Source organism: Alcaligenes sp. Me129, assembly GCF_050487245.1.
GTDB lineage: Bacteria > Pseudomonadota > Gammaproteobacteria > Burkholderiales > Burkholderiaceae_B > Alcaligenes > Alcaligenes phenolicus.
On record NZ_JBKQGX010000004.1, the window covers coordinates 171,946 to 197,176 of the forward strand.

The 25,231-nt window shown below is 55.1% G+C and carries 23 protein-coding genes; 20 read left to right on the forward strand and 3 right to left on the reverse strand.

Going from position 1 to position 25,231, the window contains the following annotated elements; all coding sequences use genetic code 11:
- Positions 1 to 469: 469 nt before the first annotated feature.
- The 3 genes from ACLPGZ_RS06265 to ACLPGZ_RS06275 all read left to right on the forward strand — a co-directional run bounded on the left by ACLPGZ_RS06265 (position 470) and on the right by ACLPGZ_RS06275 (position 3,889).
- Entirely contained in the window at positions 470 to 2,059 is a 1,590-nt protein-coding gene (locus ACLPGZ_RS06265) for a multicopper oxidase family protein (protein ID WP_429641077.1), read from the forward strand.
- A 150-nt stretch (positions 2,060 to 2,209) separates the two neighbouring features.
- Positions 2,210 to 3,412 (forward strand): formate-dependent phosphoribosylglycinamide formyltransferase, encoded by a 1,203-nt coding sequence (gene purT, locus ACLPGZ_RS06270; protein ID WP_088453270.1) that lies wholly within the window; start codon positions 2,210 to 2,212, stop codon positions 3,410 to 3,412.
- A gap of 18 nt (positions 3,413 to 3,430) precedes the next feature.
- A complete protein-coding gene (locus tag ACLPGZ_RS06275) occupies positions 3,431 to 3,889 on the forward strand; it encodes a hypothetical protein (protein WP_088452902.1) in 459 nt (152 codons plus the stop codon).
- 74 nt (positions 3,890 to 3,963) lie between these two features.
- On the opposite strand, the gene pap is transcribed toward ACLPGZ_RS06275, so the two are convergent.
- The 3 genes from pap to ACLPGZ_RS06290 form a co-directional block, all read right to left on the reverse strand.
- A complete protein-coding gene (pap, locus tag ACLPGZ_RS06280; RefSeq protein ID WP_429641078.1) occupies positions 3,964 to 5,493 on the reverse strand; it encodes a polyphosphate:AMP phosphotransferase in 1,530 nt (509 codons plus the stop codon).
- Positions 5,494 to 5,845: 352 nt separating this feature from the next.
- The gene (gene mobH, locus ACLPGZ_RS06285) at positions 5,846 to 8,329 is read right to left on the reverse strand and encodes a MobH family relaxase (RefSeq protein WP_429641079.1); all 2,484 of its coding nucleotides are present in this window, start codon (positions 8,327 to 8,329) and stop codon (positions 5,846 to 5,848) included.
- A gap of 3 nt (positions 8,330 to 8,332) precedes the next feature.
- Positions 8,333 to 8,872, reverse strand: coding sequence for an ESX secretion-associated protein EspG (locus ACLPGZ_RS06290; protein WP_221079571.1), 540 nt, complete (start codon positions 8,870 to 8,872; stop codon positions 8,333 to 8,335).
- Between the two features lie 530 nt (positions 8,873 to 9,402).
- On the opposite strand from ACLPGZ_RS06290, the gene pilL2 reads away from it, so the two are divergent.
- The 17 genes from pilL2 (at position 9,403) to ACLPGZ_RS06375 (ending at position 25,227) form a co-directional block, all read left to right on the forward strand.
- The gene (pilL2, locus tag ACLPGZ_RS06295; protein WP_221079570.1) at positions 9,403 to 9,957 is read left to right on the forward strand and encodes a PFGI-1 class ICE element type IV pilus protein PilL2; all 555 of its coding nucleotides are present in this window, start codon (positions 9,403 to 9,405) and stop codon (positions 9,955 to 9,957) included.
- Positions 9,954 to 11,177 carry a hypothetical protein gene (locus tag ACLPGZ_RS06300; protein WP_221079569.1) on the forward strand — a complete coding sequence of 408 codons (1,224 nt, stop codon included), beginning with the start codon at positions 9,954 to 9,956 and terminating at the stop codon, positions 11,175 to 11,177. Before pilL2 ends, ACLPGZ_RS06300 begins: the two co-directional genes overlap by 4 nt.
- Positions 11,177 to 11,749 carry a hypothetical protein gene (locus tag ACLPGZ_RS06305; protein WP_221079568.1) on the forward strand — a complete coding sequence of 191 codons (573 nt, stop codon included), beginning with the start codon at positions 11,177 to 11,179 and terminating at the stop codon, positions 11,747 to 11,749. Before ACLPGZ_RS06300 ends, ACLPGZ_RS06305 begins: the two co-directional genes overlap by 1 nt.
- Positions 11,750 to 11,760: 11 nt before the next feature.
- Complete coding sequence (locus tag ACLPGZ_RS06310) at positions 11,761 to 12,552, forward strand: transglycosylase SLT domain-containing protein (protein ID WP_259672493.1); 792 nt, start codon at positions 11,761 to 11,763, stop codon at positions 12,550 to 12,552.
- A complete protein-coding gene (locus ACLPGZ_RS06315) occupies positions 12,542 to 13,093 on the forward strand; it encodes a PFL_4695 family integrating conjugative element protein (RefSeq protein WP_221079567.1) in 552 nt (183 codons plus the stop codon). Before ACLPGZ_RS06310 ends, ACLPGZ_RS06315 begins: the two co-directional genes overlap by 11 nt.
- Positions 13,083 to 15,347: a type IV conjugative transfer system coupling protein TraD gene (traD, locus tag ACLPGZ_RS06320; protein ID WP_429641080.1), complete on the forward strand. Its 2,265-nt coding sequence runs from the start codon at positions 13,083 to 13,085 to the stop codon at positions 15,345 to 15,347. The genes ACLPGZ_RS06315 and traD overlap by 11 nt, the downstream gene beginning before the upstream one ends.
- Positions 15,344 to 16,126 (forward strand): TIGR03747 family integrating conjugative element membrane protein, encoded by a 783-nt coding sequence (locus tag ACLPGZ_RS06325; RefSeq protein ID WP_221079565.1) that lies wholly within the window; start codon positions 15,344 to 15,346, stop codon positions 16,124 to 16,126. The genes traD and ACLPGZ_RS06325 overlap by 4 nt, the downstream gene beginning before the upstream one ends.
- Positions 16,127 to 16,222: 96 nt before the next feature.
- Positions 16,223 to 16,486, forward strand: coding sequence for an integrative conjugative element protein, RAQPRD family (locus tag ACLPGZ_RS06330; protein ID WP_131071821.1), 264 nt, complete (start codon positions 16,223 to 16,225; stop codon positions 16,484 to 16,486).
- A gap of 22 nt (positions 16,487 to 16,508) precedes the next feature.
- Positions 16,509 to 16,760: a TIGR03758 family integrating conjugative element protein gene (locus ACLPGZ_RS06335; RefSeq protein WP_221079564.1), complete on the forward strand. Its 252-nt coding sequence runs from the start codon at positions 16,509 to 16,511 to the stop codon at positions 16,758 to 16,760.
- A gap of 44 nt (positions 16,761 to 16,804) precedes the next feature.
- A complete protein-coding gene (locus ACLPGZ_RS06340) occupies positions 16,805 to 17,215 on the forward strand; it encodes a DUF2976 domain-containing protein (RefSeq protein ID WP_221079563.1) in 411 nt (136 codons plus the stop codon).
- Between the two features lie 15 nt (positions 17,216 to 17,230).
- Positions 17,231 to 17,770, forward strand: coding sequence for a TIGR03750 family conjugal transfer protein (locus ACLPGZ_RS06345; protein ID WP_221079562.1), 540 nt, complete (start codon positions 17,231 to 17,233; stop codon positions 17,768 to 17,770).
- Positions 17,767 to 18,567, forward strand: a complete 801-nt coding sequence (locus tag ACLPGZ_RS06350; RefSeq protein WP_221079561.1) for a PFL_4703 family integrating conjugative element protein — start codon at positions 17,767 to 17,769, stop codon at positions 18,565 to 18,567. The genes ACLPGZ_RS06345 and ACLPGZ_RS06350 overlap by 4 nt, the downstream gene beginning before the upstream one ends.
- Before the next feature lie 11 nt (positions 18,568 to 18,578).
- Entirely contained in the window at positions 18,579 to 19,739 is a 1,161-nt protein-coding gene (locus ACLPGZ_RS06355; RefSeq protein WP_221079560.1) for a TIGR03749 family integrating conjugative element protein, read from the forward strand.
- 15 nt (positions 19,740 to 19,754) lie between these two features.
- Complete coding sequence (locus ACLPGZ_RS06360) at positions 19,755 to 21,335, forward strand: TIGR03752 family integrating conjugative element protein (protein ID WP_221079559.1); 1,581 nt, start codon at positions 19,755 to 19,757, stop codon at positions 21,333 to 21,335.
- Positions 21,322 to 21,831, forward strand: coding sequence for a TIGR03751 family conjugal transfer lipoprotein (locus ACLPGZ_RS06365; protein ID WP_221079558.1), 510 nt, complete (start codon positions 21,322 to 21,324; stop codon positions 21,829 to 21,831). The genes ACLPGZ_RS06360 and ACLPGZ_RS06365 overlap by 14 nt, the downstream gene beginning before the upstream one ends.
- Positions 21,821 to 24,751, forward strand: coding sequence for a conjugative transfer ATPase (locus tag ACLPGZ_RS06370; RefSeq protein WP_221079557.1), 2,931 nt, complete (start codon positions 21,821 to 21,823; stop codon positions 24,749 to 24,751). The genes ACLPGZ_RS06365 and ACLPGZ_RS06370 overlap by 11 nt, the downstream gene beginning before the upstream one ends.
- The gene (locus ACLPGZ_RS06375) at positions 24,748 to 25,227 is read left to right on the forward strand and encodes a DUF1525 domain-containing protein (RefSeq protein ID WP_221079556.1); all 480 of its coding nucleotides are present in this window, start codon (positions 24,748 to 24,750) and stop codon (positions 25,225 to 25,227) included. The genes ACLPGZ_RS06370 and ACLPGZ_RS06375 overlap by 4 nt, the downstream gene beginning before the upstream one ends.
- The last annotated feature ends 4 nt before the right edge of the window (positions 25,228 to 25,231 follow it).

Below are 25,231 nucleotides of genomic sequence, written 5' to 3' on the forward strand. Positions count from 1 at the left end.
GGCTTATGCTAAGCTTTTGCCCATGCTGTGCGCACCCATTTCATCTCGCAAAACAATAGGCTGGCTTTTATTAGTCGGCCTGCTTGTTTTTTTTGCCAGCATGAGTGTGAGTAGCAGCTTTGCCACACACGCCACGATTCAAAATACGGATCGCAGCACTGTTCAAGCGCAACATGCCTCGTCGGGGCAATCTCACCATAGTGCTCCCAACCATTGCAGCACTCCAATGAAAAGTGGTTGCTGCGCTTGTCTGGCGACGCAGGCTCCACCACCTGAAGCGGTGGCATTACAGCCCGTTTTCCCTCCCGTCCCCCTGCATCAAAACTACGTCTCCCGGCTGATTGGCCCCGCCCAGCCACCTCCGCGCTCGTCCTGATCATCTCGTTTTAATTGCCGCCCAAGCGCTAAAAGCCTGTGCTGATCCAGCCTGGGTGGTACGTGTGTATTGATGATTGATAGGGATAAACCCATGAAACGACGCGATTTTTTTAAACTGACTTTGGGTGCCAGCCTCTTGAGTAGCCTGCCTATGCGAAGCTGGGGGCAGGGCATGATGGGGCACCACGGCTCCATGTCTGAAGGTATGCCCGGTCACGGCATGAGCACCCGCCCAGGCCTGATGCCCATAGAAAAAATGCCGGCTGGCCAGGCTCTGCAAGCTCTACCTGTACTTAAAAACAGTAGTCAGAAAAAAGGGCTTTTCCAGGCCAAAATTACTGCTGCTGCCCATCAACGCATTCTGGCAGATGGAAAAAGCACCGAACTCTGGCTTTACAACGGCCAAGCTCCCGGCCCGCTGATCGAACTGTATGAGGGCGACCAAGTAGAAATCGAGTTTGAAAACCAGCTGGATCAGGCCACTACCATCCACTGGCACGGTTTGCCGGTTCCCTCTGATCAGGACGGCAACCCACAAGACGCGGTGATGCCAGGACAAAGCCGCTACTACCGCTTTACCTTGCCCGAAGGCTGCGCCGGTACGTACTGGTATCACCCACACCCTCATGGCAAAAGCGGTGAGCAAGTCGCCCACGGATTGGGCGGGACAATTATTGTCCGCTCTCCCAAAGACCCGTTGAAAGACTATACGGAGCAACACTGGGCCATTAGCGATCTGCGGTTGGACATTAATGGCCATATTCCGGCCAACACAGGTCCCGACTGGATGAACGGCAGGGAAGGGCAGTTCGTGCTGCTGAATGGTCAACGCCAACCCCTTATCCAGGCCAGCACAGCAGAACGCATCCGTGTCTGGAACTCGTGTTCTGCCCGTTATTTGAAGCTGCACATCCCCGGTGCCCGTCTGGTTCAAGTCGGTACAGATGGCGGACTGTTAGAGCAAGCCTTGGCAGCGGCCGAGTCGATTTTGTTGGCCCCGGCCGAACGGGTGGAGTTCTTTATCCAGGCGGATAAAGATCTGGATAGCAGCTTGCAAGCACTGTATTACGATCGGCAAAAAATGATGGTGCAGGAAAGTCCCGAAACCCTGACGCTGGCAACACTGAAAATCCACCATCAGGAAATCGAACTGCCCAAGCAATTACGCGCAATCCCTGCCATTCCAGCAGCCGCCAGTACCGCAAAAGTCGTATTCAGCGAAGTCATGCCCATGAACCATGACATGCAGTCTGGGCACGGCGCCGGTATGACAGCCTCATCCGGGATGAACCACCAGGGTATGGCAGGCATGGACAACGATATGATGCCCGGCATGGCGGCCATGCGTTCCATGTTCCGTATCAACAATCAGGTCTACGACATGGACCGCATCGACCTGCGTTGCCCAACAGGGCAGTGGCAGTACTGGGATGTGATTAACGATTCCCATATGGACCATCCTTTCCATCTGCACGGCACACAGTTTCAGGTATTGGCGCGCCAAACCGGGATGCAGTCCGTACCGGAGGCGTTCCGGGCCTGGCGCGACACGGTCAATCTGCGGCCCAATGAGACGGTCCGGCTAGCATTCCGCCAGGAATTGCCCGGCCTGCGCATGTTCCACTGCCACATTCTGGAGCACGAGGACCTGGGCATGATGGCGCAGCTAATGGTGGAGTAGCCTGACCGCTGATGTAGAGCCTTGAAAACATCCGCCCTGCAAGCCTGTGTGCCAGCAGGGCGGACAAAGCAGTCCTGCCTGAAAAAAACCCGGCGTCGCCTGCATTACAATACCGCTTTTGAATTTCTCATTTTCAGCGGAGCACGCGCCATGAGCCTGTTGGGCACCCCTTTATCGTCGTCGTCGGACAAAATCATGCTCTTGGGCTCGGGAGAGCTGGGCAAAGAAGTACTGATTGCGCTGCAACGCCTGGGGGTAGAAACCATAGCGGTGGACCGCTACGAGAACGCACCTGGCCAGCAGGTCGCCCATCACTCGCGCACCATCACCATGAGTGATGCCGAACAATTGCGCGCCCTGATCGAAGAAGAAAAGCCCACCCTGGTTGTGCCCGAGATTGAAGCCATTGCCACCGGCGTGCTGGAAGAGCTGGAAGCCCAAGGCAAGGTACGCGTCATTCCGACGGCCCGTGCGGCTCGCCTGACCATGGACCGCGAAGGCATCCGCCGCCTGGCCGCTGAAACCCTGGGTGTTCCCACCAGCCCCTACCAGTTCTGCGAATCGCTGGAAGAGCTTCAAGCCGCTATCGACGACAAGATTGGCTACCCTTGCGTCGTCAAACCCTTGATGAGCAGCTCGGGCAAGGGTCAAAGCAAGATCAGCGGCCCGGACGATGTTGCCAAAGCCTGGGACTACGCCATGGCGGGTGGCCGCGTCAGCCAATGCCGCGTCATTGTTGAAGGCTTTATCGACTTCGACTACGAAATCACCTTATTGACTGTCCGTGCCGTAGGAGCAGACGGCCAGATCGAAACCCAGTTCTGCGATCCCATCGGCCACAAGCAGGTAGATGGCGACTACGTAGAAAGCTGGCAGCCCCAGCCCATGAGTCCCGCAGCTCTGCAAAGCGCACGCGATATTGCCCAAGCCGTTACCCAGAACCTGGGCGGCCAGGGCTTGTTTGGCGTTGAGCTGTTCGTGAAGGGCGATCAGGTCTGGTTCAGTGAAGTCAGCCCCCGTCCACACGACACCGGCATGGTCACCATGGCCACCCAATGGCAGTCGGAATTTGAACTGCATGCACGCGCCATTCTGGGCCTGCCTGTGAATACCGCCTTGCGTATGCCCGGCGCCAGCGCCGTGATCTACGGCGGTGTAGACGCAAAAGACGTGGATTTCCTGAATGTGGCTGAAGCCTTGCGCATCCCGCAAACTGATATCCGTCTGTTCGGCAAACCCGAGAGCTTTGAAAAGCGCCGCATGGGTGTCGCATTGGCCGCAGACGCTGATCTGGAAACGGCCCGTGCAAACGCCCGCCAGGCCGCGGCCACCGTAAAAGTCCAAGCCCGCTAAAACAAGGAGTTTTCCACCATGCCCATCATCGTCGTCCTGCTGTTCCTGGGGATTATTGCGGCGCTTGTGTATGGTGGAATGCAGCTCTTTAGCCTGGTCAGTGCCAGTGCCGGAGTTATTGCCGCGATCTTGAGCCTGCTGATCGCAGCGGCCATTCTGGTGGCCCCCTTCCTCGTATGGCGACGCCGTTATCTGGCCATTCACGGCAAAAAGCAGCAAGGCCAGCGCATTCTGGAACTGGCTTTACCCGACGGTTCAATACGCCTGGATGCCCTGCAAAAACGCGGTCAGATTCAAACGGGGCAGGGAACACGAGCGTTTATTTTTGCGGATATAGACTCAGTCGAGCTGCAGGGCAGGGGATTGACACTGACTTTGCGTAACCCAATACAAAGTTGGGAAATCCAACCTACCCATACCGCAGAAGCCAAACGTTGGCGCAAAATCCTTAGCCTGGCAGCACGGCAGGATTTATAAGGCTCATCGTCACGGCAAGTCGACAATACGCCTAACCGAAGTAAAGCCTTGTCGGTAACAAAGCACGTGCATCCTTATACCTGCTCACTGACCTGATCAGACAAGGCCGGCTCATTCAGGCTGATCATGTGCTCATCCAAAGACTCCAGCGTCTCGACGACCGTACGCAGAACCTGAATACGGGCGGCTTTTTTGTCCTTGCTGGGCACAATATGCCAAGGTGCCATGTGAGTATCGGTCTGGGCGAACATTTCCTCCGCCGCGCGTTGATACGCCGTCCATTTCTCCCGGTTACGCCAATCGTCTTCCGTAATCTTGTAATTCTTAAAGGGCGTTTCCTCGCGGGCTTTGAAGCGTTTGAGCTGCTCGTCCTTATCAATATCCAGCCAGAACTTGATCACAGCCGTACCGTTGGCCAGCAACTGTGCCTCAAATTCGTTGATTTCCTCGTAAGAACGATGCCAGGCGGCACGGGAAATCAATTTTTCCACCCGCTCCACCAGCACACGGCCATACCAGGATCGATCAAAAATCGAGATTTCCCCCAGACGCGGCAGTTTGCGCCAGAAACGCCATAGATAAGGGCGTGCCAGCTCCACAGCATTAGGGGCAGAAATAGGGTGGATATCGTAAGTGCGCACGTCCAGGGCTTCGGTCAAACGGCGGATAGTGCCGCCTTTACCCGCTGCATCCCGCCCCTCAAACACCAGTACCAAAGAGTGCTTGCGGAAAGCTTTGCTACGTACCGCGCAGGATAAACGGCCCTGCCAATGCAAAAGCTCGGCGTCGTAATCCTGCACAGATTCTTCAGGAGGAGGGGACTGAAGCGAAGCAGCCGGGACGTTCAAGCGAAACGGGAAGGCATGCGGCTCTTTCACCTGACGCGGGACAACAGGCTTGTCCATGGCCTGCAACACCACCTTGGCCAAAGACACATCACGCAGGTTCTTATCTGCGCTAGGGATAACAACCCAAGGGGCGTAATTCCGATGAGTCAAATTGATAGTTTGCGTCGCGGCATTGCGCAAACGATTGAATTGCTTATGAACTTTCAGGTCAGCCTTGCTGACACGCCAGGCAGTACTAGGATCAGACATCAAGGTAGCGCATCGATCCAGTTGAGCCTGCGCAGAAAGATGGAACCACAGCTTCAAAACCTGCACGCCTTGATAGGCCAACTGCGCTTCAAAACGATTAATCAGATGGGTATACAAAGCAATCTTGGCCGGATCCGGTTCTTTACGGCCCAGTTCTTTCATCAAAGGCGCGTACCAGGAACCAAACACCAAACCCGTCTGACCACGAGCGGGCAAGCTATTCCAATAACGCCACATCAAAGGGCGCATGGCTTCTTCTTCACTTAACTTGCCGAACGCCAGAGTGTGCACATGGCGAGGGTCCAGCCACGTGTTCAAGGTATTGATAGCAGAGCCTTTACCCACACCGTCCATACCTGCCACCACGATCAGCAGGGTTTGATCTGCCTTATCCAGACGTTCGTACTGCTTGGACAGCAAGGCTTCACGCAGGATTTCAATCTGCGCCTTGGCCAAGTCATCACTCAAGCTGGGATCGCGTTCGGCAAACTGTAGTACATGGCCCATGGTGCTTTGCTCCGATTTACATAGCTGCTCACTATAACCATGCAAGAGAAGACTTAACTACCTTCAGAGCAAAAATAATCCGGAAGCAGAGAGAGGAGTGAAAAGCGGTAAAAACAGGTGCTTAAGGGAATGGGGCTAAAGTCTATCGATTATCGACTTTACATAATATACATTATGCGATGTTTCCCAGCCGGCCTCTAGGGAGGAAAACGAGCCTGTTCAGCAGTTTTTTGCATTATGTGAAGTTAGGCACCTCACAGTAATCTAAACCGAAACCCCGTCGAAACGTTGAATTGCACGACTGATCGGACGGTAGCACAGCACTTTATCCTGTGTCAAACATCCCCTTTATTCAACGATCCAACTTCAAGACTGGATTGACTGGTGGCACGGGTAAAACAAACCTATCCGGGTCCGTCAACACCACTGCTGCCAGCGAGGCGATCGGCACATTTCCTTTGCCAATGATCTGGTAGCGCAAGATGTTGACCTTGCCACCACCTTCTACTTGCCGCATCCGATGCCACCCAGCTTTGATAACCTCTCGCTGAATCTGCATCCCCATGGCATCCGCTTGCTCTTCAGGTCCTGTTTCAGCCGCGTAGAGCTTGAAAATTTTGGGTGAAATCAGTGCCATGCCTTCCTCTACAAAATGTACGGGTGCCCCAGATTCGTTGTATTTAATCTCACGGCTGGCCAAGCCTTGCTGCAGCCACTGGATGAACGCCGTCGCAGCTTCGCTGGGTTCCTTCACCGGGGATTCATGCGGTAGTTCAGGCAGGCTCGGTGTCAACACGACCGGCGTGGTGTTGGCCTGGCTGAACATGCGTTGAGATTTTGCCTGTGTCTTTGGAGCACGGTCTGGCTCAAAAACCGGCGCTTTAGGCGTCGGTAAGGCTGGTAATGCTCCAGGTGTGTGCTCAACAGAGGCTGGCACAACACTTTTAGCCTTTGCTGCAGCTATGGCTGTTGCTTCATGTTGATGTGGTTTTTTGCCTGGACGTGCGCTGCTAACCACCGCTGTTGGCGCTGAGCTCACCGACGTTATCTTTTGCGACGTTTGTGGTGGGCTGCGATGAACAATGTTGGATGCTGTATCAGCTTCATCCAGAAAGTCATCGTCAACATCAAAGCCATCTACGGCGAGTTCGGCTGGCAAAATCACCGTCTCGTCGTCGTATGCTTGAATTGAAGCAGTTTGGTGAGTATTGCTTGAGGTTGGCCCAGGTTGGGGCTGGTTGCCACTTTGCGTTGCGCCATTTTTCGGTGTTTGCCGCTTGGCTGCGCCAGTTGACGCATTTTTGGGCTTTCTAAACTCCATTGCTGGAACAAGATTACGCTTGGGTGCAGCCGTTTGTGGGCGAGCTGAAGCAGTTTTGGCCATTGTGGCCACCTGTTGCGTCAATGCTCCTTCATCAATGTGTTCTGGAGCAGCTTTGGCCTGAATGACTGTTGTGTCAGCGCTGTGCTCAGGATTAACTGCAGCTGGATCAGCTTCTGTTTCAAACTCATCATCGCCACGCTTGGCCCGGACATGGATCTCTCCGGACATCGCCGGTGGGTATAAGTTTGGATCATCATAGAGCTTTGACAGTGGAAAGCGCAGCACACTTAGTCTGTGTCGATACTGATGGGCTTCTGTGCCCTCTTCTGTTGCCGGCGTTTGCCCGTTGATTTCAACGTGCCAAATCGCTTGGCCAGAATGAGGACTGACCTGCAAGATTCCATATTCCTGCCATGTGTCAAACAGCCTATCGTTCTTGGCCTCGCCAGGTACAGATTCGTCAGGCTCATGCTTTTTAATCCAGGCCCGTGTGGCATCGGCCAAACGCTTAGCCACAAACCAGGCAGAGCCGTCATACACCCATCCGGCAGCTCCAGTACGATTGAGCGGCAATTCCGTTCCAGACTGCAACATGCTTTTGAGCGCTTGCATCAGTAAATCCACCAGCGGCACTGCATTGGCTGTCGCAAAACGAGCCTTACTGCCCTTCATCAATGCGTTGCTGGTGGAGGCCTGGTCAGCGCGTTTGATAATGTCAGCCAACAATCCATCCTTGTGGCCAGACAAATAATGAGTCAGCGCATCAAAGGCGTGAGGCGTTTGAGACAAAAAAGTTAAGGCAGATTTTGGTGCAATCTGATGAAGTAGTGTCAGTGCCAAGCGATTATGGGCCTGGTAGTCCCGGTTGGCTTTTGGCTCAAACTCGACCCGATACTCCAGATCCAGACGTCCCTGCCCCACTTCGAACAATGAGCCAGCAAGCGGTTTCCATCGCAACGGTTCATCCATCGCCCCGCCTCGCCATAAGATCCGTAGGTCCGTCATCGGTTTGGCAATGTCATGAAGCAGTGCAGCGTAGAAGACCACATAGGTCCACTGATCTCGCTCGGCGTCAATCTGCTCAACGGGAGCATTCGTCGGTAAAAAATGCGCGTTTCGCCAGGTCATCGCTGCCAATACCATCTCCAGCGTATGGGCCAACAAACCACCTGCGTGGGCATGATGGTGGGCTTCTGAGGCAGGCATGAGCTGGACGTATTCTGCATATCGTCGGATAGCAGGTATGAAATCTCGTCTAAAAACAGGATCTGCTACACGAGACTGTAGGAACATTTGATGAACCGCTTTTTGAGCTTTCAACAGACGGATCAGGTCATCAGACTCAAGCACGCGTAACCACCCTTCCTCCCGCCCTGCTACACGTTGGGCAACTGGAACTGGTGGGGGACTTGGAGGTGATGGAACCGGCGCGGGCTTAGTCGTACTGGAGGCGCGTCGCGGAATAAAAGTGGAGAACTTCGAGATCCAAGGCGGGGTTCGGCGGTAAGTCATGCTCTAACGTTCAAGCAAATGGGCTCGCAACGTCTCCAGAGTCGGACGAGGATGTCGCAATGTGAGCAAAATATGCAGTGACTCAGTGGGATGTTGAGGGTCGCCCTGCTGCAGGAAATGGAACCAGCTCATCTCCAGCGGATTCCATTGAATTGAATCAGGATCAGGCAGCATGTTTTTGCCCCAGTGAGCCCGATAATGGACAAATGGCTGCTGCAAAATATCGTCAACAATGCTCTGTTTGCGCCCTGCGATATCTACGGCCTGGCTGCTTTCTTGCGCCAGGTTATGACAATGATTCTTCAAAATCTCTCTCACACACAGATGAGGATCATCTTCATCCTCGGCATAAATTTCTAATCCGTCATAGCGCGATAGCCATGCTGAAAAATGGGGGACCCATTCAGCCAATCCGAGCTCAGTCAGGTGTTCGACAATGCGGTAAATCGCATGAGCACGGTCGTGCGCATCACGCCCAAAATGGGGGAACCCAGGATCGGGGTATGGATGCTCGTCTAGGTACGTGTGGGCGAGGATAGTCATAGCGGCCACTCTACAAAGCGGTTTGCTATCACTCAACGCGATACCGGGTGCGACGTAACCTAGGGTTCTCGCTTGCGCACAACGTTAAGTTCTGATAAGTCACAGCCCGCTATGCTGGCAGAGGCCATTTGCATCGCTTCACCCAGCCCCTGGGTGAAGCGATGCGTAACCCGTAAGCCCCCTTTTCCCCTACCCGTAAGGCCTTTCCCGACGGCCACCGGATTTTTAGGTGGACGGCGGCCCTTTGGATAAGGCCCTTGCCCCGTAGCAACCATTTCCCAGTAGCGGATTGACGCCCCGGCAGTCCGTCAACACATTCTTGTTCTATTTGTATTGTGCAATACAGAGCATTCTAACTCGGATGCCCTTTCTTTACTTGCTCAAAAACGCATATAGCAGGCCGCGTGGATAACGCACATAACTGTTTTCGTCAAGCTGAAACCCCGTGTTACGTGACCTTGGGTTAACGAGCGACACCTTGGGGGGCCTTTGCAACACTGAAAGCCATTCTCAATCGGATGGAGTACTTCATGAGCTGGACAGCTAGACTCGCTGTTGCCGCGCCACTGGCTGTTTTGGCGTTGCAGGCCCAAGCCCAGGTCGGGGATACCTACGACAACGGCACACAGGTGCGGATAGGACAATACAGCACACAAGCCAGCACACCAGGGCATAGCGTTTCTGATCCCCTGTCTGTGTTTGTGGCGCTGACATACCCACGTCAAGACGTAGCCACCATTGATGGTGCAATTGAGTACACCCTCAAACGGACAGGCTGGCAGCTTGATCGCTCCAAGCTATCGCTAGAAGCTGCGCAGTTTCTTCGCTTACCCCTTCCAGAATCCCAGCGGTCGCTGGGAACGTATCGTGTGCGTGACGTCTTGAATGCACTCGTCGGCGAGACCTGGCGCTGGGATGAGGACCCCATCCGTCGCAGACTGTGGATCAGTCTGGCGGCGCAGCCGACTCTGTCAGGAGTCGCGTTAACACAAAATTGGCTCCAAGCCCAAACCTACCCGGTCACTGTTGACCCTAAAAAACCATGGTTACCCCTGACCGAACGCATCAACGGGGTGCAGCCATGAACCAACAAGATCAACAGTGGCAACAGCAGCAAGACGATCTTCGTCGCCGGGAACAAGCCGAACAGGTAGAGCGTGAAAGGCTAGAGCGCCTGGAACATGAACGACTGGAGCAAGACCAGCAGCTTGAGCGTGAACGCCAAGAAAAACTGGATCAACACGATCTCGACTACCGACGCGAGCTGGAGGCTGCTACGCAGGATAAACACGGCTTTATGCGAACACTCTGGCTCATTCTGTTCTCGGGCAAAGGCCAGACTGCAGGCGTTGAAAAACAGAACGTGGAACCCGTGATTTCGTCCGTAGTGGATCCTGTGAACGAGACGCAAAGCAGTGAAACAGTCACCGATTTCTTTGCTGAACAAGACAATCAACCGCAGCTTTCCAGCGTTTCGCCATCCCCGTTGGCATCTGCTGCGCATACCGATACTCCAACGTCCAAGAAAAAGACAGGCTATCCGTGGAAGCTAATCCTGGCTTTGATGCTTTTTGCTGTCCTGTTCTTGAGCTGGAAATATCTGTTTAACCAACCTGTGGTTGAGCAAACAGCCGCCTTGTCGGCAGCCGAGCCCTCACTGGCTGAAATCGAAGGCCAGGTCTCCCCTATTGAGGATGAGGAAAAGAGTGAGCCCTCCCCTGCTCCCACCACCAGTGAACTAGGCAATGTAGAGAAAGCTTCTGACATGCCCATGGGAACGGAACCGATAGACACGGCAGAGTCAACGGAATTTCAAGAACTTTCCATTGATCTCGGAGAGTCGTTTCCATCGAACCTTGAAACATCGCAAGGCTCGTACGCCGTTCAAGAAACTCCAACATTCGAGGTGCAAATCTCGTCCCTGCAACGTGATGTCAACGAAATCAGGCAGTTACTCAATGAGCTCTTGCATCAAAACGAGCAGTTGATAGCTCTGTCCACACCTGCGCCTGAACCAGAGCCAGAGGTGGTGCCAGTTGTTGAACCTGCTCCCGTTAAAAAGCCGGTCACACGTCGAGCCAAGGCGGCACCGAAGCCAAGCGTTCGCCTTGTCTCAGTCGATATGTGGGATGGCAAACCTTCCGTTGTCGTCGCCAGTACACGCGCAGGTGACAACCAAACCCTAGTAATGCGACCAGGTGACACCGTCAACGGCGTCACGCTGCAAAGCGCAAGCGCATCCGAGCGCAGCGCCTCTTTTCTTGTAAACGGAAAAACCACCAAGTTAACCGTGGAGGGCCAGTGATGCCGCGCCTTATGAAAGTCAAAGCAGCAGTCATCTGCCTGCCCCTGCTTTTCCCTGTGGTGGCTCATTCGCAAACCCAGGCCACCGCTCAGCAGCGTACCGAAGAAGTCACCAATGCGACGCAGGCACAAGGGCGCAATCCGATTGCACTGGATGCCGTAGATCGCCTACGCGCCAATATTTGGGGCTTAACTGACGAAGAAATGTTGCGCGCCAAGACCTTGCTGGAAGGCCCCCGTAAAGCATTCTCAGTTGAAAACCTCTCACCTATTGAAGCGCTTGGTATTCACGCGACCTCAGAAGCTGAGCGCCGCAAATATGCCGAAATGTTCGCCCGTGCATTTCATGCCGACGTCGAGCGGTCGCTGGCATGGAACCGAGCGTTTACCGAAGCGATGGCCCGCCTTTATCCGAATGAACCGGTTGTTAATTTCAGTCAAATCCCACCCGTTCCCGCCACGGTAGGTGCGGCTGACACTTTGAACGTGCCGCGCACGGCCATCATCGAGACACCCGCTCCGGGCTACACGCCTCTGACTCAAAGTGTGCCAGCACAGGGCTCTGCGAAGTAATGGGGACCTCCATGCACCGTCGACAGTTTCTTGGCGCCCTCACCGCACTGACGGCCAGTGGCGTCATGACGCGCTCGTGGGCAATGGCTGCGCCTGCGCAATCGGAGCTGGCGCAGCCTGAAGGCCTGGACCCGCAATGGTGGCCATATTGGTCAGATACGGCTGTGCGCATTGAACCCAAGATCACACCCCAGGAGCAGACGACCATCCCCCACGGCTATGTTCGTCAGATGCCTCGCACACGCACCCGTCCTGGTGCGCCCATCGTGACGGCATCCTTGTTGCCACCCCGCGCTTATGACTGGGCGGGACAGCGCTGGAACATTGATCCGTGGCTGCTTTACGGCGTGGCACTGCAAGAGTCGCAAATGAAATTTGGTCGGCAGACGCTGCCCTACCCTTGGACTCTGTGCGTCAGAGGTGCTGCTAAGCGCTATGGCTCCTATGAGGCCACCCTCAAGGCCCTGCGCAAGTATGTAGATGTCAGAGGTATCCGCAATGTGGATTGCGGTGCGATGCAGGTGAACTGGGGCTACCACAACGACAAGCTCAAAAGCTTTGAACGTGCTCTGGATCCCTACCCCAATCTCGATGTAGGTGCACAAATTCTGCGTGAACACTTTGACCGCAACAGTTCCTGGCGTCTGGCGGTCGCTCTCTACCACACGGGCTCACGAAACACTCAAGAGCGGATCAGCCGCGGTAATCGCTATAGCCGTGGTGTATTCAACAAATTGGCGAACCTGGGCTTAGACGAGTCTGAGCTGGCCACATCAACAGGGTGGAGACGATATGCACCGTAATCTCACCCTTGTCCTATGTGCAGCTACTGCGCTGATTTCCAGCCCCGCTCATGCGCAGACCGTACCGGCCACCATGGACGATTCGGTTCCTGCTGTTTCCTATTATTCGGCCTTGATTTCAGGGGCGGATCAACCAGGTGTGGGTGCTGGTGCTCAGTTCCCTCTGACGTCGCCCTTGCTACAACCTGGGGTGCTCAAGCCATCGGCTGTTCCAGTATTCAACCCAAAATGGATGACCCAAACATTGGCCATTGTCGGTGACGACAAAGGCTCAGAAGAATGGCTCAAGCTCCATCTGGCTCGCCTGCTTTCTTTGCAGGCCACCGTCATTGTGGTGTCCGCAACGACTGAAAAGCGCTTTAAAGACATCCAGCGGCAAGTGAACGCATTGCCGATCGTTCCTGATTCCGGCCACTGGTTACAGAGCCGTCTTGCCGCAGCGCATGTGACGGTCTACCCCGTACTGATTGGACTCGACGGTAAAGCACGACAGATCATCTTCTCAGAAGGTTTTGAACGAGGTGAAGCGCATGAAAAATAACGCCGTCTTGGAAGCGTTACTGCGTCCGCCTGTCGAGATCTGGAGCGCGGCAACCGCCTGGTCCGTCACGGCCACGGCTGCCGTGGCACCTTGGGCACTGATGATGCCCCCTTCTTTGGGCTACGTTGCGGCCGCAGGGTCGGGGTACTTCGGCGGGGTCCGCTTTAAGCAGGCAATGCGGATCAAGCGTTACCACCATCACCTGAAATATTACAAGGTCACACGAATTGCCCCTGCCAAAATCCCCGTGGCACCGGGAGAGTTTTACCTGGGCGAAGGGTTCGAGTGGTCGCAAGCGCACACGCAACGTAAACGCGAGGCGTTGCAACCGCAGGCCAAGCGCTTTGTACGTCCATCAGCAAAAGAGCTGGCCCTCCGAACCCTGGGTGCAAAAGCCATCGAGCAGGCACAAGGCAAAGGCCCTGTTAAACCGATTGTTAGGGCCATTGCAGGAATTGCAGGCATTGATCATTGGCTCAACCCATTGCAGCCTCATCCCGACTTAGGTGGCTCACCCATCGTGCATGGCGTGGGCAGCATGGACGAAGCGCCCGTCAAGATTCGCCAATCTTCTCGCAATGGCCACATGCTGGTCATGGGCACCACGCGTGTAGGCAAGACCAGGCTGCTGGAGTTGTTTGCCACCCAAGACATTCACGCCGGGCACGTCACCATCGTGATCGATCCCAAGGGGGATGCCGATCTGATGCTGCGTATGTATGCCGAATGCGCACGCGCAGGCCGCCTGGACCAGTTCTACATGTTTCACCTGGGCTATCCCGAGATCTCGGCCAGATACAACGGCATTGGCAACTTCTCGCGCATCACTGAGGTAGCCACCCGTGCCACCAACGCCTTGCCCAGCAGCGGAAACTCCGCCGCTTTTAAAGAGTTCTCCTGGCGATTTACCAATATTGTCGCTCAAGCCCAGGTAGCACTTGGTCGTGTCCCGACCTATGAAGCCTTGCTCAAAGATGTGACCGGCATTGACGGCCTGTTCATGGACTATGCCCGTATGGTGTTTGCCCAGCAGGCCCGCCAAGGTCGCCTAATCGATTGGGAGGTAAGGCTGGCCAACCTTGAACTTGCGCTGCAAGACCGCAAAACCGCTCCGCCGGTGCCAAGAGCCTTGGCCGATCGAAAGCCCGAGTTTGTGGCGATGTTCTTGCTCATTAAAGAAGCCAAGATCAACGATACGGTCCTCGCAGGCCTGGCAGCCGCCTTTAGCTATGAGCGTAGTTTCTACGAAAAGATCATCGCCAGTCTTGGCCCGTTTCTGGAGAAACTGACTACCGGCGCGGTAGGCAAACTGATCTCACCTGACTATTACGACCATACCGATAAGCGACCAATTTTTGATTGGATGAGTGTCATCCGTCAGGGCGGAGTGGTCTATGTTGGCCTGGATGCACTGTCTGACTCAGTAGTGTCCTCTGCCGTGGGTAACTCCATGCTGGCCGACTTGGTCAGTGTCGGCGGAAAACTCTACAAGACCGGACTGGATCCCCATGCCCCAGACGGCAAGATCGTACTACCGACCATTTGCGCCCACTTTGACGAAGTCAATGAGATTGCGGGTCCTGAATTTGTGCCCATGGTGAACAAGCTGGGCGGCTCAGGCTTTCGCATCACGGCATACACACAGTCTGCTTTTGATATTGAGGCCAAAGTCGGGGATAAGGCCAAAGCAGGTCAGATCCTGGACAACTTCAATCACCTGGTCATGCTGCGCGTGCGCAGTGTCACGACGGCTAAGTTGCTGACCGACCAGGTTCCCGAAGTCGAAGTCGTCCATCTCACGCCAATGTCAGGTGTCACAGACACCGCCGCCCAAGGCACCGGCGTGGACTTTATCAGTCGCAACGACGATATCTGGACCAAAACCAAGGTCCCCATGATTGAACCAGCCGATGTGCTGGAACTGCCGCAAGGCCAAGCCTTTGCGCTACTTGAAGGCAATCGTCGCTTCAAGATCCGAATTCCGTTGGCTGATGCAAGAAACGACGAATTTGTACCGCAGTCTTTGCAAAACGTCGCCGCGCAAATGAAGGCCCGCTACCGGACCTCCGAGCAATGGGCCAGTGAGACCGATTGGTTCACTGAAAATTGGCTCAATAGCCAACCAATTGCCGATGGCACAGGCATGATCGCCACTGATCTTGCGGTGCAAGACCCTGACCCCGATGAAGACGATCAAAGCAGCAGCTCGATAAGCACTGACACGATGGGCCTGATCACAAGGGGACACGGATGAGTACCAACTCGAACAGTCGTCCTGTAAAGCCCACTACTCGCGGCCCTATTTTGATGACCTTTGAGATGGTCATGGGCTTGCTGATGGTCTCTGTCTCAGCGTGTGTGCTGGGTTTGCTCATTGAGCTCGTTGGCATCCATACGATCTGGAAAGACCAAGGTACAGGCCATGCTCGCTCAATCGTTGAACAGGATCTGAGCTATATCGAGGCTGCACCAAAGAGTCTGATTATTCCCAATACCGTGGCCTTCTCAAACAAGATGCTCAGCTATATCTCCTGGCCTTACGAGAAATTCGGAATTTTGCAGTGGTATGCCGATAGTCACGACCCTGTCATGGCACGTCAACGCGCAATGCGTAGAGCACAAGAGGCAGCGGCAAATGACAACAGCCTCTCATCCAGGCTCAAAACGATAGGCGCTGATGCCAGCCAATTTATCAGCACGGTGCTTGTGCTGTCCATGTACGTCGCGATGGACGTGGCGCTTCGGCTGTCGATTGCCCTTTACGCACTACCGGCCTTCGTTCTTGCGTGCCTTGTCGGTGCAGTCGATGGCTTGGTTCGACGTGACTTGCGCCGGTGGAGCGGCGGCCGTGAGTCCTCCTTCGTATATCACCACGCTAAGCGATACACCGCCTGGGCGCTGACTGGAGGTTTCGGTCTGTATCTGACCTGGCCGTTCGGCGGTTTCAACCCCGCTTACATGGTTCTGATTTTCACCGCGCTGGTCGCTGCAACGCTCAGCACCACAGTGGCTTCCCTCAAAAAGTATATGTAGCGCTCACATCACGACATTGGAGAAACGACAGAAATGAAACCACAGCAATCTGGCCCCTCAGAACGTAAGACTCATCGCGCCTGGGCAGCCGCGCTCATGCTCGTCGCATGCGCCACCGTTCAGGCTGGTGATGCCGATAGCGAGCGCGAAAGTCTGGCACGGATTGAAAACGAGCTGGCCGTCGTGCAGCAGATGGTGGCCGCAGCCTCTCGTGATGCCCCTCCATCTCAACGGGTCAATTTTCGATATGAGTGGTTGATCAATGATCTAGACGTGATGCGTCGGGGAATTCAACAACACCTTAATGCCCCTATGCAGCCGCGCCCGGTCGAGCCACTGCGAGGCGACTACCGCCAATGACGCAGCTTCAGGAGATCCCCTTATGGGCATGAACAATGCACAGCTGGGTTCCAACATAAGAGAGGCGTTTGCAGCGGGCTCGGGTGTTGACCCAAACGCCATGAAGATCGTGCTGACGGTCATAACGGTTGCAGTTGTGGTTCTGTTCTTTGCGTGGTTGGTAATGACCGCTCTAGAGAACTACCGGGAGAACCAGCTCAAGCAAGAAGAGGTGGTCTGGGCCTGCGTCAAATTAGTTGTGCTGTTGTCCTTAATCCTGTGGGTGTTGGTTTGACGCTCACACGTTTTTTTTATCCTCAAACCATATGGAGTTTATCTATGACCGCTCTGAAAGCGTTGTTGGCCAAACCCCGAGCAGGGTGGCAAAAAGCCAAGCGTCACCTCACGCAAGCCGCTTTGATCCCTGCTGTAGCGTTACTTTCGTCACCTGCCATGGCAGCTTTGCCCACGATGCCTACACCGGGATCTGGCATTGACGGGGCTCAAGTTGCTGACGGCGATTGGCTTGGTGCGATGGGTGCGTACTGGAAACAGGGCATCACTATTTTGGCCATGATCTTTGTTGGCTACTTTTTCCTCAAAGTAGTAATGGGTGCGATCACAAAGTGGAACCAATACACCCGTGGTCAAGCTGATATCAGTGACCTGAAAGAGTACGTGATTACTGGTGGCGTCTTGGCCATTGCACTCGTTGCCATGGCAACGTATGCCATCGCCACGCTCGGGTAAAGGGGAAATGTCGCTATGGCTCGCAAACCCTCTGCCCCACATCTTGAACAGCTGGATGAGCAAGTTACCCAGGGCATCGCTACGCCGATAACCGATCGCGTGAATGTTCAGCCAGCCATTCTGAACGGTATGACGGTCGATGAAGCACAAATCATCGGTCTGATCTCCGTGGTGGTGTGTCTGCTGGTGGGCTTGGTACTGCTGGCCATAACCGGCTTTTGGCAAACACTGCTGGCCATCATGCTATTTGGGCCATTAGTCATTTTGTGGTTTGCCTCTAAATACCTGGCTGGCCTCAAGCGCAACCGTCCTGACGGCTATTACAACCAGGCTATGCACCACTGGATGGCCTCTCGTGGGTGGGTGAAAGCCAAATTCATCCGTCACAACGGGTATTGGAGCTTGGGCCGGACCTTGCCTTTTAGCTTGTCCACTTCGTTCAACCCTAAACCGTCCCGTCAGAAAGCTGTCTCTACGGGCGAAACGGCCATCCCCTCTTCTTGCGCTGCTCATGGTGTGACACCGATAGCGGATAAAGCGAGCAACAACGTATGAGTTCAAAATATTTAAACGCCCTGGCCACGGTTCAGGCGACAAACAAAAGACTGGGCGCACTTGTTTTAGTTGTCGCTGCGCTCGGAGCTGTGGGGATGTACTTTGCTGCCCGTACACCGCACCGAATCGACGTCAACCTGCACCCCAACATTCAAGGTGGGGACGTTGTCACCGTAACCGACGGTCAGTCGCCTGTCCCTGACGTCAATGTGTATGGCTTTGCCTACTACATATGGCAACAGGTCAATCGCTGGCAGGCCGATGGGTACAAAGACTACGGTAAGCAGATCTACTACTTTCAGTCGTACATCACCCCGTCTTGTCGAGCTCAGTTAGAGAACGACATGAACACAAGGGACAGAGCCGGAGAGCTGCGTTCACGCACACGCACCATGACCGAGATCCCAGGGTTTGGGTTCTCACCAAGACGGGTCATTCCGCACGGCACCAATACCTGGACCGTACTGCTCGACATGCAATTGCAAGAGACATTTCGTGGCCAGCAAATCAAAGACATCTACATCCGGTATCCGATGCGTGTCGTGAAATATGACGTCGACCCCGAGAAAAACCCGTGGAAGCTGGCCATTGATTGTTATGGCAACAACCGCCCAGCCCGCTTGAACCCTGACGAAGTCGCCGCCGTTCAAAAGAACAATCAGAGTCCTGACCTGCCTTCTGAATCAGAGATCATCCCTGCGACGCTGCCAGGCACCGTCAGCGACCCGGCCACCAATGTAACTGATCCGGCTCCGACACCTATCCAGGTGCGACCCGTCCAACCTCAAAGCGAGTGAGATTGTCATCCATGAAAGCCATTCTTAGCATTCGCAAAACAGCTCTGGCCTGCGCTCTTTTGGGACTGGCCCAATACGCACAGGCGCAAGTGCGAGATTTGGGACCAAACTTGGAGAGCGTGCCAGCTGATCTCATTGCTCCAGATCCTGGCAGCACAAACCCACCTGCCAATGTGGCCCCCACTACAACTGCACTTGGAAATAATCCGCCCGACCTGGGAGAGATCCCCGATCTCGGCACCCCATCATCGAAGACTGAGTATCAGTACTCTGGCAGCAATGGAGTGAGTGGCCAGTCAATGCCGCTCAGTACCGTAGATGCTGCGATTCAGCAGGCAACGGAAAACCAAGACGAAACAGGCAAAACCATCCGCAAGCCACCGCAGAACAAGCCACATGGAGTCGAGCGAGCGGTGTTTGATCGTGCGCCTGTGCGCGCCCCGCTTCCCGTGGGTATTGAACGCATGATCACTTTGCCGGCGCCTGCCGCCCTGCATGTGCCCTCGGATATGTCCAAGATTGCCCGAATCGAAGTCATTGATCGCACGATGTACATCACAGCGCTACAGCAGTTCACACCCGTGCGAATCATTGCCGAACTCATTGATTCCGGGCAGCAAATTCCCTTCGATCTGCTTGCCGACAGCACGACAGCCAGTGCTCGTAGTGAACTGCAGGTTTTTGTCGTGGCCTCCTCATCACCTGGTGCAGGAAAAAGCGATGGTGATGGCCCCGCCTCCCAAGCAGCTGCTCAAGCAACCAGCATGGCCAATGAACACACATTGAGCCAGCAAATGGCGGAATCAGCCCCCACAGACATGGTTCAGCTCACTCGCTACGCCGCACGCCAGCTGTATGCCCCCAAGCGGCTGGCCACGCCACTCTCAGGTGTACAGCAGGTCGAAGTCACTGCCGAGCCAATTACCAACCTAATACGCGGCGTCAATGTTGTATCAACCCCCGTCGGGCAGTGGCGTTCTGGCCAGCTCTATGTGACAGCCGTCCTCATCAAGAACCGATCACACCACCCCTTGGAAATTCCCCTGGAGCAAGTGCGCGGGCAATGGATTGCAGCAACCGCGCAGCATGGGCGGATTGGTTCAGCCGGTTCCGAGACGGACACCACCGCCATTTATTTGGTGTGCCAGCGCCGATTTGAAGCCTGCCGCTAATAAAGGAACAACAGTATGAGCAGCACGTCTAGCAACAAACTGATCCCCATCCTCGGTGGTGTCGCCGTCCTGATCGTCAGCGTGGTGATATACAAGCAGTTTTCAGGTTCAGGATCCTCTCAAGACCCGGTACTGACCTCCATTCCGACACCTGAAAGTGCCACGCTGCCCGCAGCGCAAGGAGCTGACAACGACAACGCCGCTGAAACCTTGCGCACCGTCACCGCCAGCAATGAACAATTGCGGCGTGACGTGGCACGCGTGATTGAAATGAACAATCAACTCATCGCTGAGAATAAGCGCATGGGCGGTGCTAATGCGACGGTTTCACGTCGCATCGAACAAGAGCAGCGTGACACGCTCAATCTTGACGGACCCCGTACGGACTCGATCGATCCAACCGGCGACGAGACAGGTGCCAAAAACGCAGTCAACCTAACCTTGCAGCGCGGCTCCGAGGCGGTCGACACGTTTTCACGCGCCTTTCAAATGGGCATGTCGCCTGCCCGTTCTGAAACGGAAGCTGCCAATCGAGCGGCCCAAGCTAGAACGACTCCGCTGCGGCCTCATCAATCAACGCCCATGGGAACACAAGCGCCCACGGCAACTGTTGCCTCATCCGGCCCGTACCGTGTATTGCCCCCAATGGGGTACAGCGCGATAACGGAGTCCGAACGTGGCCGCAATGGCAATGATGGTCCAGCCATAACGCGCTATATCCGTACCAGTGGTAATCAGGCCTATGCCAATAGCTCCATGGGCCCTGTGTCCAGGCCCACCGCCTCACAAACACGGTCAGCACCACAAGCCGCCAAGCCTGAACCGATTCCGTACTTCACAGTGCCCGAGAACTCAACACTGGTTGGCGCTGTTTCTATGACCAGCCTCATCGGTCGGGTGCCTATTGATGGACGTGTGACTGATCCAATGCAATTTAAGGCGATCGTCGGACGAGACAACCTGGCCGCCAATGGCTTTGAGTTACCGGCTGACATTGAAGGGATGATCGTCACTGGCGTCGCGATCGGCGATATGGCGCTGTCGTGCTCAGAAGGAAAAGTGCGTTCGGTCACCTTTGTCTTTAATGACGGCACGGTTCGCACCATTTCTGAACGCTCCAAAGGCGGCGGTAATGCCAACGTCAATGGTGGCGGCAGCACCCAAGACCTGGGCTACATCTCCGACGTTCACGGCAACCCCTGCATTCCCGGCAAATTCGTCACCAATGCCCCGGCCTATTTGGCTGACCTGGCTATGCTCAAGGGGCTGGATGTCGCCGCACAAGCTTACTCCGATGCCCAGCGCACCGTCTCCAACAACCTGGGCACGGGCAATACCACCTCTCAAATCACCGGCTCACGCAGTGGCTACGCCATGGGGCAAGCGGCCTCTGGCGCAACCAATGAGATCGTCGCCTGGATGACCTCCCGCCTCAAGAATAGTTTCGACGCCGTTGTAACCCCGGCTGGCAAGCAAATAGTCATTCACCTTGATAAAGAACTGCAAATTGACAAGATGCCCAACGCCCGCAAGCTGGTGTACCGCCAGCAAGGGACGCAGCAGCTTTCTCGTGGAGCACATTATGGTCTGGAATAACACTGCCCAACGCCTGGCGCTGGCTCTAATCACCACCGCCATGTTCAGCGGTTGCACCGTCATGATGGATCGCGAATCCCCGCTCAATGAGGTCACCAAGGACTCGCCAACGGTGCTGGACGTCTACCGAGGTACTGATTATCGAAACGAAGCGACTCGTCAGTCGCGTATTTCCCCACAGGAGCGGATGCGCGAGCGCACGCAAGCCAGACCGATCAATGCGGGCGATGAGTTGACGCAGCGATATTGGTCAGCCATTGAACCCATGAATCAACGCTTTGCTCGTTTGCCCAACCCTGACCTGGTAATGGTGGTGTTCCCCCACCTAGCCAAGGGCCAGTATCCGGTTCCAGGCTACGTAACCGTCTTCCCGATGTACGACCAGACGCAGTATGCGCTACCTGGTGAAGTCACCCAAGATTTGCTGCAGTGGCGAGGTGACTACTTTGAAGCTAAATCCAGCGCCAAGAAAAAGGGAGGCGCAGATGATCGCTAATGTGGCCAGCTTGTTCGGATTCACGCGTCAACGTGGAGCGCAACCAGGCAGCAAACGCACTCCTCGATCTCCTCAAGTCACCGCAAAGGCATCGTCTCCTGGCCAGACCGTCGCAGACCGTCGACGCATGGCCCTGCGGCCACCGTCGTTTACCGACATGCTGCCCTATATCAGCTATGCCCCTGATGAGCGCATTTTCGTGTTGCGTGATGGCAATACGCTCGGTGCACTGTTTGAGCTCTCTCCGATTGCGACCGAGGCCATGCCTATCGAAATTCTGAATGAGCACGCCCAGAAGATTCAGGAGGCCTTGCAAGCCATGCCATCGGTCAACGGCGCACCGTGGATCGCACAGTTTTTTGTCAATGATGACCGTAACCTGGATCATCTTAATGACACCTTTACCGACTATATCCTGGAGCAACACAAGGACGATGGTCTGGGCCAGGAGATCCTGAACTCGCCGTTTACCCAGGCGGTATTGGATGAAGTGCGCTCGCACCTGTCGAATGTCTCGCAACCCAATGGCCTGTTCACCGATACGCTTGTCACCGGTCAAGTCTGGCGCGGGCAAATCCGCCGTGTTCGTTGTTGCCTGTATCGTCGATTTGGCGGCGCAGCCGATGATCCACAAACGCCGGTGCAGCAAATCGAGTCTGTGGCCAACACCATCATGGCCACATTTTCCGAGGCCGGTGTGGCCGTTCGCCGCTGTACCGGCAAAGACCTCTATGAGTGGCTACTGCCGTTTTTTAACCGTGATCTGCCTTGGGCGCCAGGCACGCAAATGATGCGTGAATTACCCTACCCCGGCGACACCCCGTTGACCAACGACGAGGATACGCCCATTTTTGGATGGGACTTGTCAGAGCTATTGAGCATCAATGAGCCTCGTTCGGACCTGGAACAGGGGTTATTTGAGTTTGATGGCGTACCGGTCAAAGCGCTGACTTTGCAAAATATGCGCAAACAGCCAGAAATCGGACACTTCACGGCGGAGCTGGCCAACGGTAAAGAGCGATTTGCACGGTTTGACCGTCTACCTCCTGGCTCGATGCTCTCGATCTCCATCACGATTGCACCGCAGCACATCGTCGAGTCACAAATTGAGCGGATCCGGGATGCCTCACGCGCTAAGACGGCGCAGGCCATTGAAACCTACCGGGAGTGCTCCAACGTTTTGAATGAGATAGTTCGGGGCAACCACCTCTTTCCAATGATGGTGACCCTGTACGCGACCGCCACCAGCACGGATGAACTCGATAGCAACATCAACACAATTAATGCGCTGTTGATCCCATCGGGCCTGAAGTTCATCAGTAATCAGCATGACCTGGTCCCGCTGGACACATTCATGCGGGCGCTGCCGTTTAACTATGACCCCGCTTTCGATAACCAGGTACTTCGTCGATCCCGTCTGACATTCGCCTCCCATATTGCGCGCCTCTTACCGCTGTATGGCCGTGCCCGTGGCACACCCCACCCTGGCATGTGGTTCTGGAATCGCGGCGGGGAACCCTTGTTTGTGGATCCGCTCAACAAACGCGATCGTAAAAAGAACGCACATATGTTGGTGCTGGGACCGACCGGAGCCGGTAAATCGGCAACCTTGAACTACATCGCCATGATGACGATGGCCATTCATCGGCCACGGCTAGTGATTGTCGATGCCGGGAACTCCTTCGGCCTTTTGGTGGATTTTTTTAAAGACAGGGGGCTATCGACCTACAAAGTTGAACTGAACAGTAGCGCAAAAGTGTCCTTGCCACCGTTCGTCCATGCGTACCAGCTACTAGATGATAGTGAAGTGATGGAGAGCTTCGTGGCGGCCGAGCAGCAGGCACGCAGCAACGCAGGCCTGCCCGATGACGAGCTGCTCAATGCCCTGCTTGGCCAAGATGATGAGCCATCGACTGACGACGTGTCTTTTCATGAAACGTTCCAGGCCAGGGAAGAGGACGAAGAGCAGGACGACGAGCTGGATAAAAGGGACTTACTTGGCGAGATGCTGATTGCCGCGATCCTGATGATCACAGGCGGTGAAGCCGACGAAGTCGCACAGATGAGTCGAGCCGACCGGTACTTGGTATCACGCGCCATCATCATGGCCGCGATCAGTTGCAAAGAACGGGGAGCCAAGCACCCGTTGACACAAGATGTGGCCCTGCAGCTGATGCACATGAATAAAGACCAGACCATGTCACCGGCGCGGCGTGCACGCGCCGAAGAAATGGGTCAGTCCATGATGACATTTACCCAGGCATTGCGAGGCAAATTATTCAATCGCGAGGGTCAGGACTGGCCGGATGCTGACGTCACTCTGGTTGAAATGGGTACACTCACCCAAGACGGATATGAAGACGCCTTGGCAGTTGCGTACACAAGCCTCATCGACTCAGTACAGTCCCGTGCCGAGCTGAACCAACACTCTGGTCGCCCGATGGTCTTTCTCACTGACGAGGGCCACTTGATCACAACCAATGAGCTGCTTGGCCCCAAGATAGCCAAGGGCACCAAAATGTGGCGCAAATTCAATACCTGGTTCTGGCTTGCCACACAAAACCTCAAAGACTTTCCCGACTCCATGGAGCGCGTGCTCTCGATGTGTGAGTACTGGATGCTGCTGACCATGGACAAAGCAGAGATTGAAGAAGTGGTGCGGTTTCGTTCGCTCACCTTTGAGCAGCGAGCCATGATGGAATCCGCCCAAAAAGAGCCCCCGAAATACACGGAAGGGGTTCTGATATCTGCGACCGGCCAGATGCTCTTTCGCAACGTTCCTCCTGCTCTTCCCATTGCGTTAGCCATGACTGAGGGCCATGAGAAAGCACACCGACGTCGCCTGATGGAAAAGCATGGGATCAACGAAATGGGGGCTGCTCAAATGGTGGCACAAGAGCTGGCGCGGAGTCGCGCATGATCAAGATACGCTCACTTCGCAAGGGAGTTTCTCGTCTCACGACTTGCATCGCGGTTCTGGCGGCACTGTGTACCGTCGTCACAGCAGCGACTGCGCAACAGCCTGGCCAAGATCTGTACGCAGGCGTCATGACCGTAGAGGTGTTTGCCAACACTGCCATGCCGGTAACACCAAGCACTTCACCACACTATGCCTTGTCCATCTACCGTTTGGATGCAATGAGTAATCTTGAAGCTCAGATGAATGAAGGTATGCCACAAGACGAAGCAGAAGCGCGTCTATGGGTTGCCAACAATGAAGCCCGCTTACGACAAATGATCCAACCCATGGTCGCCAGTGCCGTTAACGGCCTGGCACGCGCACAGCGTTATCAGATTGACCGCTTACCGGCCGTGGTTATCAACCAGCGCTATGTGGTCTTTGACTATGTCGACGTTGACCAGGCGCTTATTGCCTGGCGTGACAGCCAGAATTAAGGGG

What these genes read in the sequence shown, in the direction of transcription:
- ACLPGZ_RS06275 (WP_088452902.1), top strand. Translation starts at nt 3,431, where the DNA reads ATGCCCATCATCGTCGTCCTGCTGTTCCTGGGGATTATTGCGGCGCTT.
- pilL2 (WP_221079570.1), top strand. Translation starts at nt 9,403, where the DNA reads ATGAGCTGGACAGCTAGACTCGCTGTTGCCGCGCCACTGGCTGTTTTG.
- ACLPGZ_RS06300 (WP_221079569.1), top strand. Translation starts at nt 9,954, where the DNA reads ATGAACCAACAAGATCAACAGTGGCAACAGCAGCAAGACGATCTTCGT.
- ACLPGZ_RS06370 (WP_221079557.1), top strand. Translation starts at nt 21,821, where the DNA reads ATGATCGCTAATGTGGCCAGCTTGTTCGGATTCACGCGTCAACGTGGA.
- pap (WP_429641078.1), bottom strand. Translation starts at nt 5,493, where the DNA reads ATGGGCCATGTACTACAGTTTGCCGAACGCGATCCCAGCTTGAGTGAT.
- ACLPGZ_RS06335 (WP_221079564.1), top strand. Translation starts at nt 16,509, where the DNA reads ATGGGCATGAACAATGCACAGCTGGGTTCCAACATAAGAGAGGCGTTT.
- traD (WP_429641080.1), top strand. Translation starts at nt 13,083, where the DNA reads ATGAAAAATAACGCCGTCTTGGAAGCGTTACTGCGTCCGCCTGTCGAG.
- ACLPGZ_RS06375 (WP_221079556.1), top strand. Translation starts at nt 24,748, where the DNA reads ATGATCAAGATACGCTCACTTCGCAAGGGAGTTTCTCGTCTCACGACT.
- purT (WP_088453270.1), top strand. Translation starts at nt 2,210, where the DNA reads ATGAGCCTGTTGGGCACCCCTTTATCGTCGTCGTCGGACAAAATCATG.
- ACLPGZ_RS06305 (WP_221079568.1), top strand. Translation starts at nt 11,177, where the DNA reads ATGCCGCGCCTTATGAAAGTCAAAGCAGCAGTCATCTGCCTGCCCCTG.
- ACLPGZ_RS06330 (WP_131071821.1), top strand. Translation starts at nt 16,223, where the DNA reads ATGCTCGTCGCATGCGCCACCGTTCAGGCTGGTGATGCCGATAGCGAG.
- ACLPGZ_RS06290 (WP_221079571.1), bottom strand. Translation starts at nt 8,872, where the DNA reads ATGACTATCCTCGCCCACACGTACCTAGACGAGCATCCATACCCCGAT.
- ACLPGZ_RS06355 (WP_221079560.1), top strand. Translation starts at nt 18,579, where the DNA reads ATGAAAGCCATTCTTAGCATTCGCAAAACAGCTCTGGCCTGCGCTCTT.
- mobH (WP_429641079.1), bottom strand. Translation starts at nt 8,329, where the DNA reads ATGACTTACCGCCGAACCCCGCCTTGGATCTCGAAGTTCTCCACTTTT.
- ACLPGZ_RS06340 (WP_221079563.1), top strand. Translation starts at nt 16,805, where the DNA reads ATGACCGCTCTGAAAGCGTTGTTGGCCAAACCCCGAGCAGGGTGGCAA.
- ACLPGZ_RS06265 (WP_429641077.1), top strand. Translation starts at nt 470, where the DNA reads ATGAAACGACGCGATTTTTTTAAACTGACTTTGGGTGCCAGCCTCTTG.
- ACLPGZ_RS06310 (WP_259672493.1), top strand. Translation starts at nt 11,761, where the DNA reads ATGCACCGTCGACAGTTTCTTGGCGCCCTCACCGCACTGACGGCCAGT.
- ACLPGZ_RS06350 (WP_221079561.1), top strand. Translation starts at nt 17,767, where the DNA reads ATGAGTTCAAAATATTTAAACGCCCTGGCCACGGTTCAGGCGACAAAC.
- ACLPGZ_RS06345 (WP_221079562.1), top strand. Translation starts at nt 17,231, where the DNA reads ATGGCTCGCAAACCCTCTGCCCCACATCTTGAACAGCTGGATGAGCAA.
- ACLPGZ_RS06325 (WP_221079565.1), top strand. Translation starts at nt 15,344, where the DNA reads ATGAGTACCAACTCGAACAGTCGTCCTGTAAAGCCCACTACTCGCGGC.
- ACLPGZ_RS06365 (WP_221079558.1), top strand. Translation starts at nt 21,322, where the DNA reads ATGGTCTGGAATAACACTGCCCAACGCCTGGCGCTGGCTCTAATCACC.
- ACLPGZ_RS06315 (WP_221079567.1), top strand. Translation starts at nt 12,542, where the DNA reads ATGCACCGTAATCTCACCCTTGTCCTATGTGCAGCTACTGCGCTGATT.
- ACLPGZ_RS06360 (WP_221079559.1), top strand. Translation starts at nt 19,755, where the DNA reads ATGAGCAGCACGTCTAGCAACAAACTGATCCCCATCCTCGGTGGTGTC.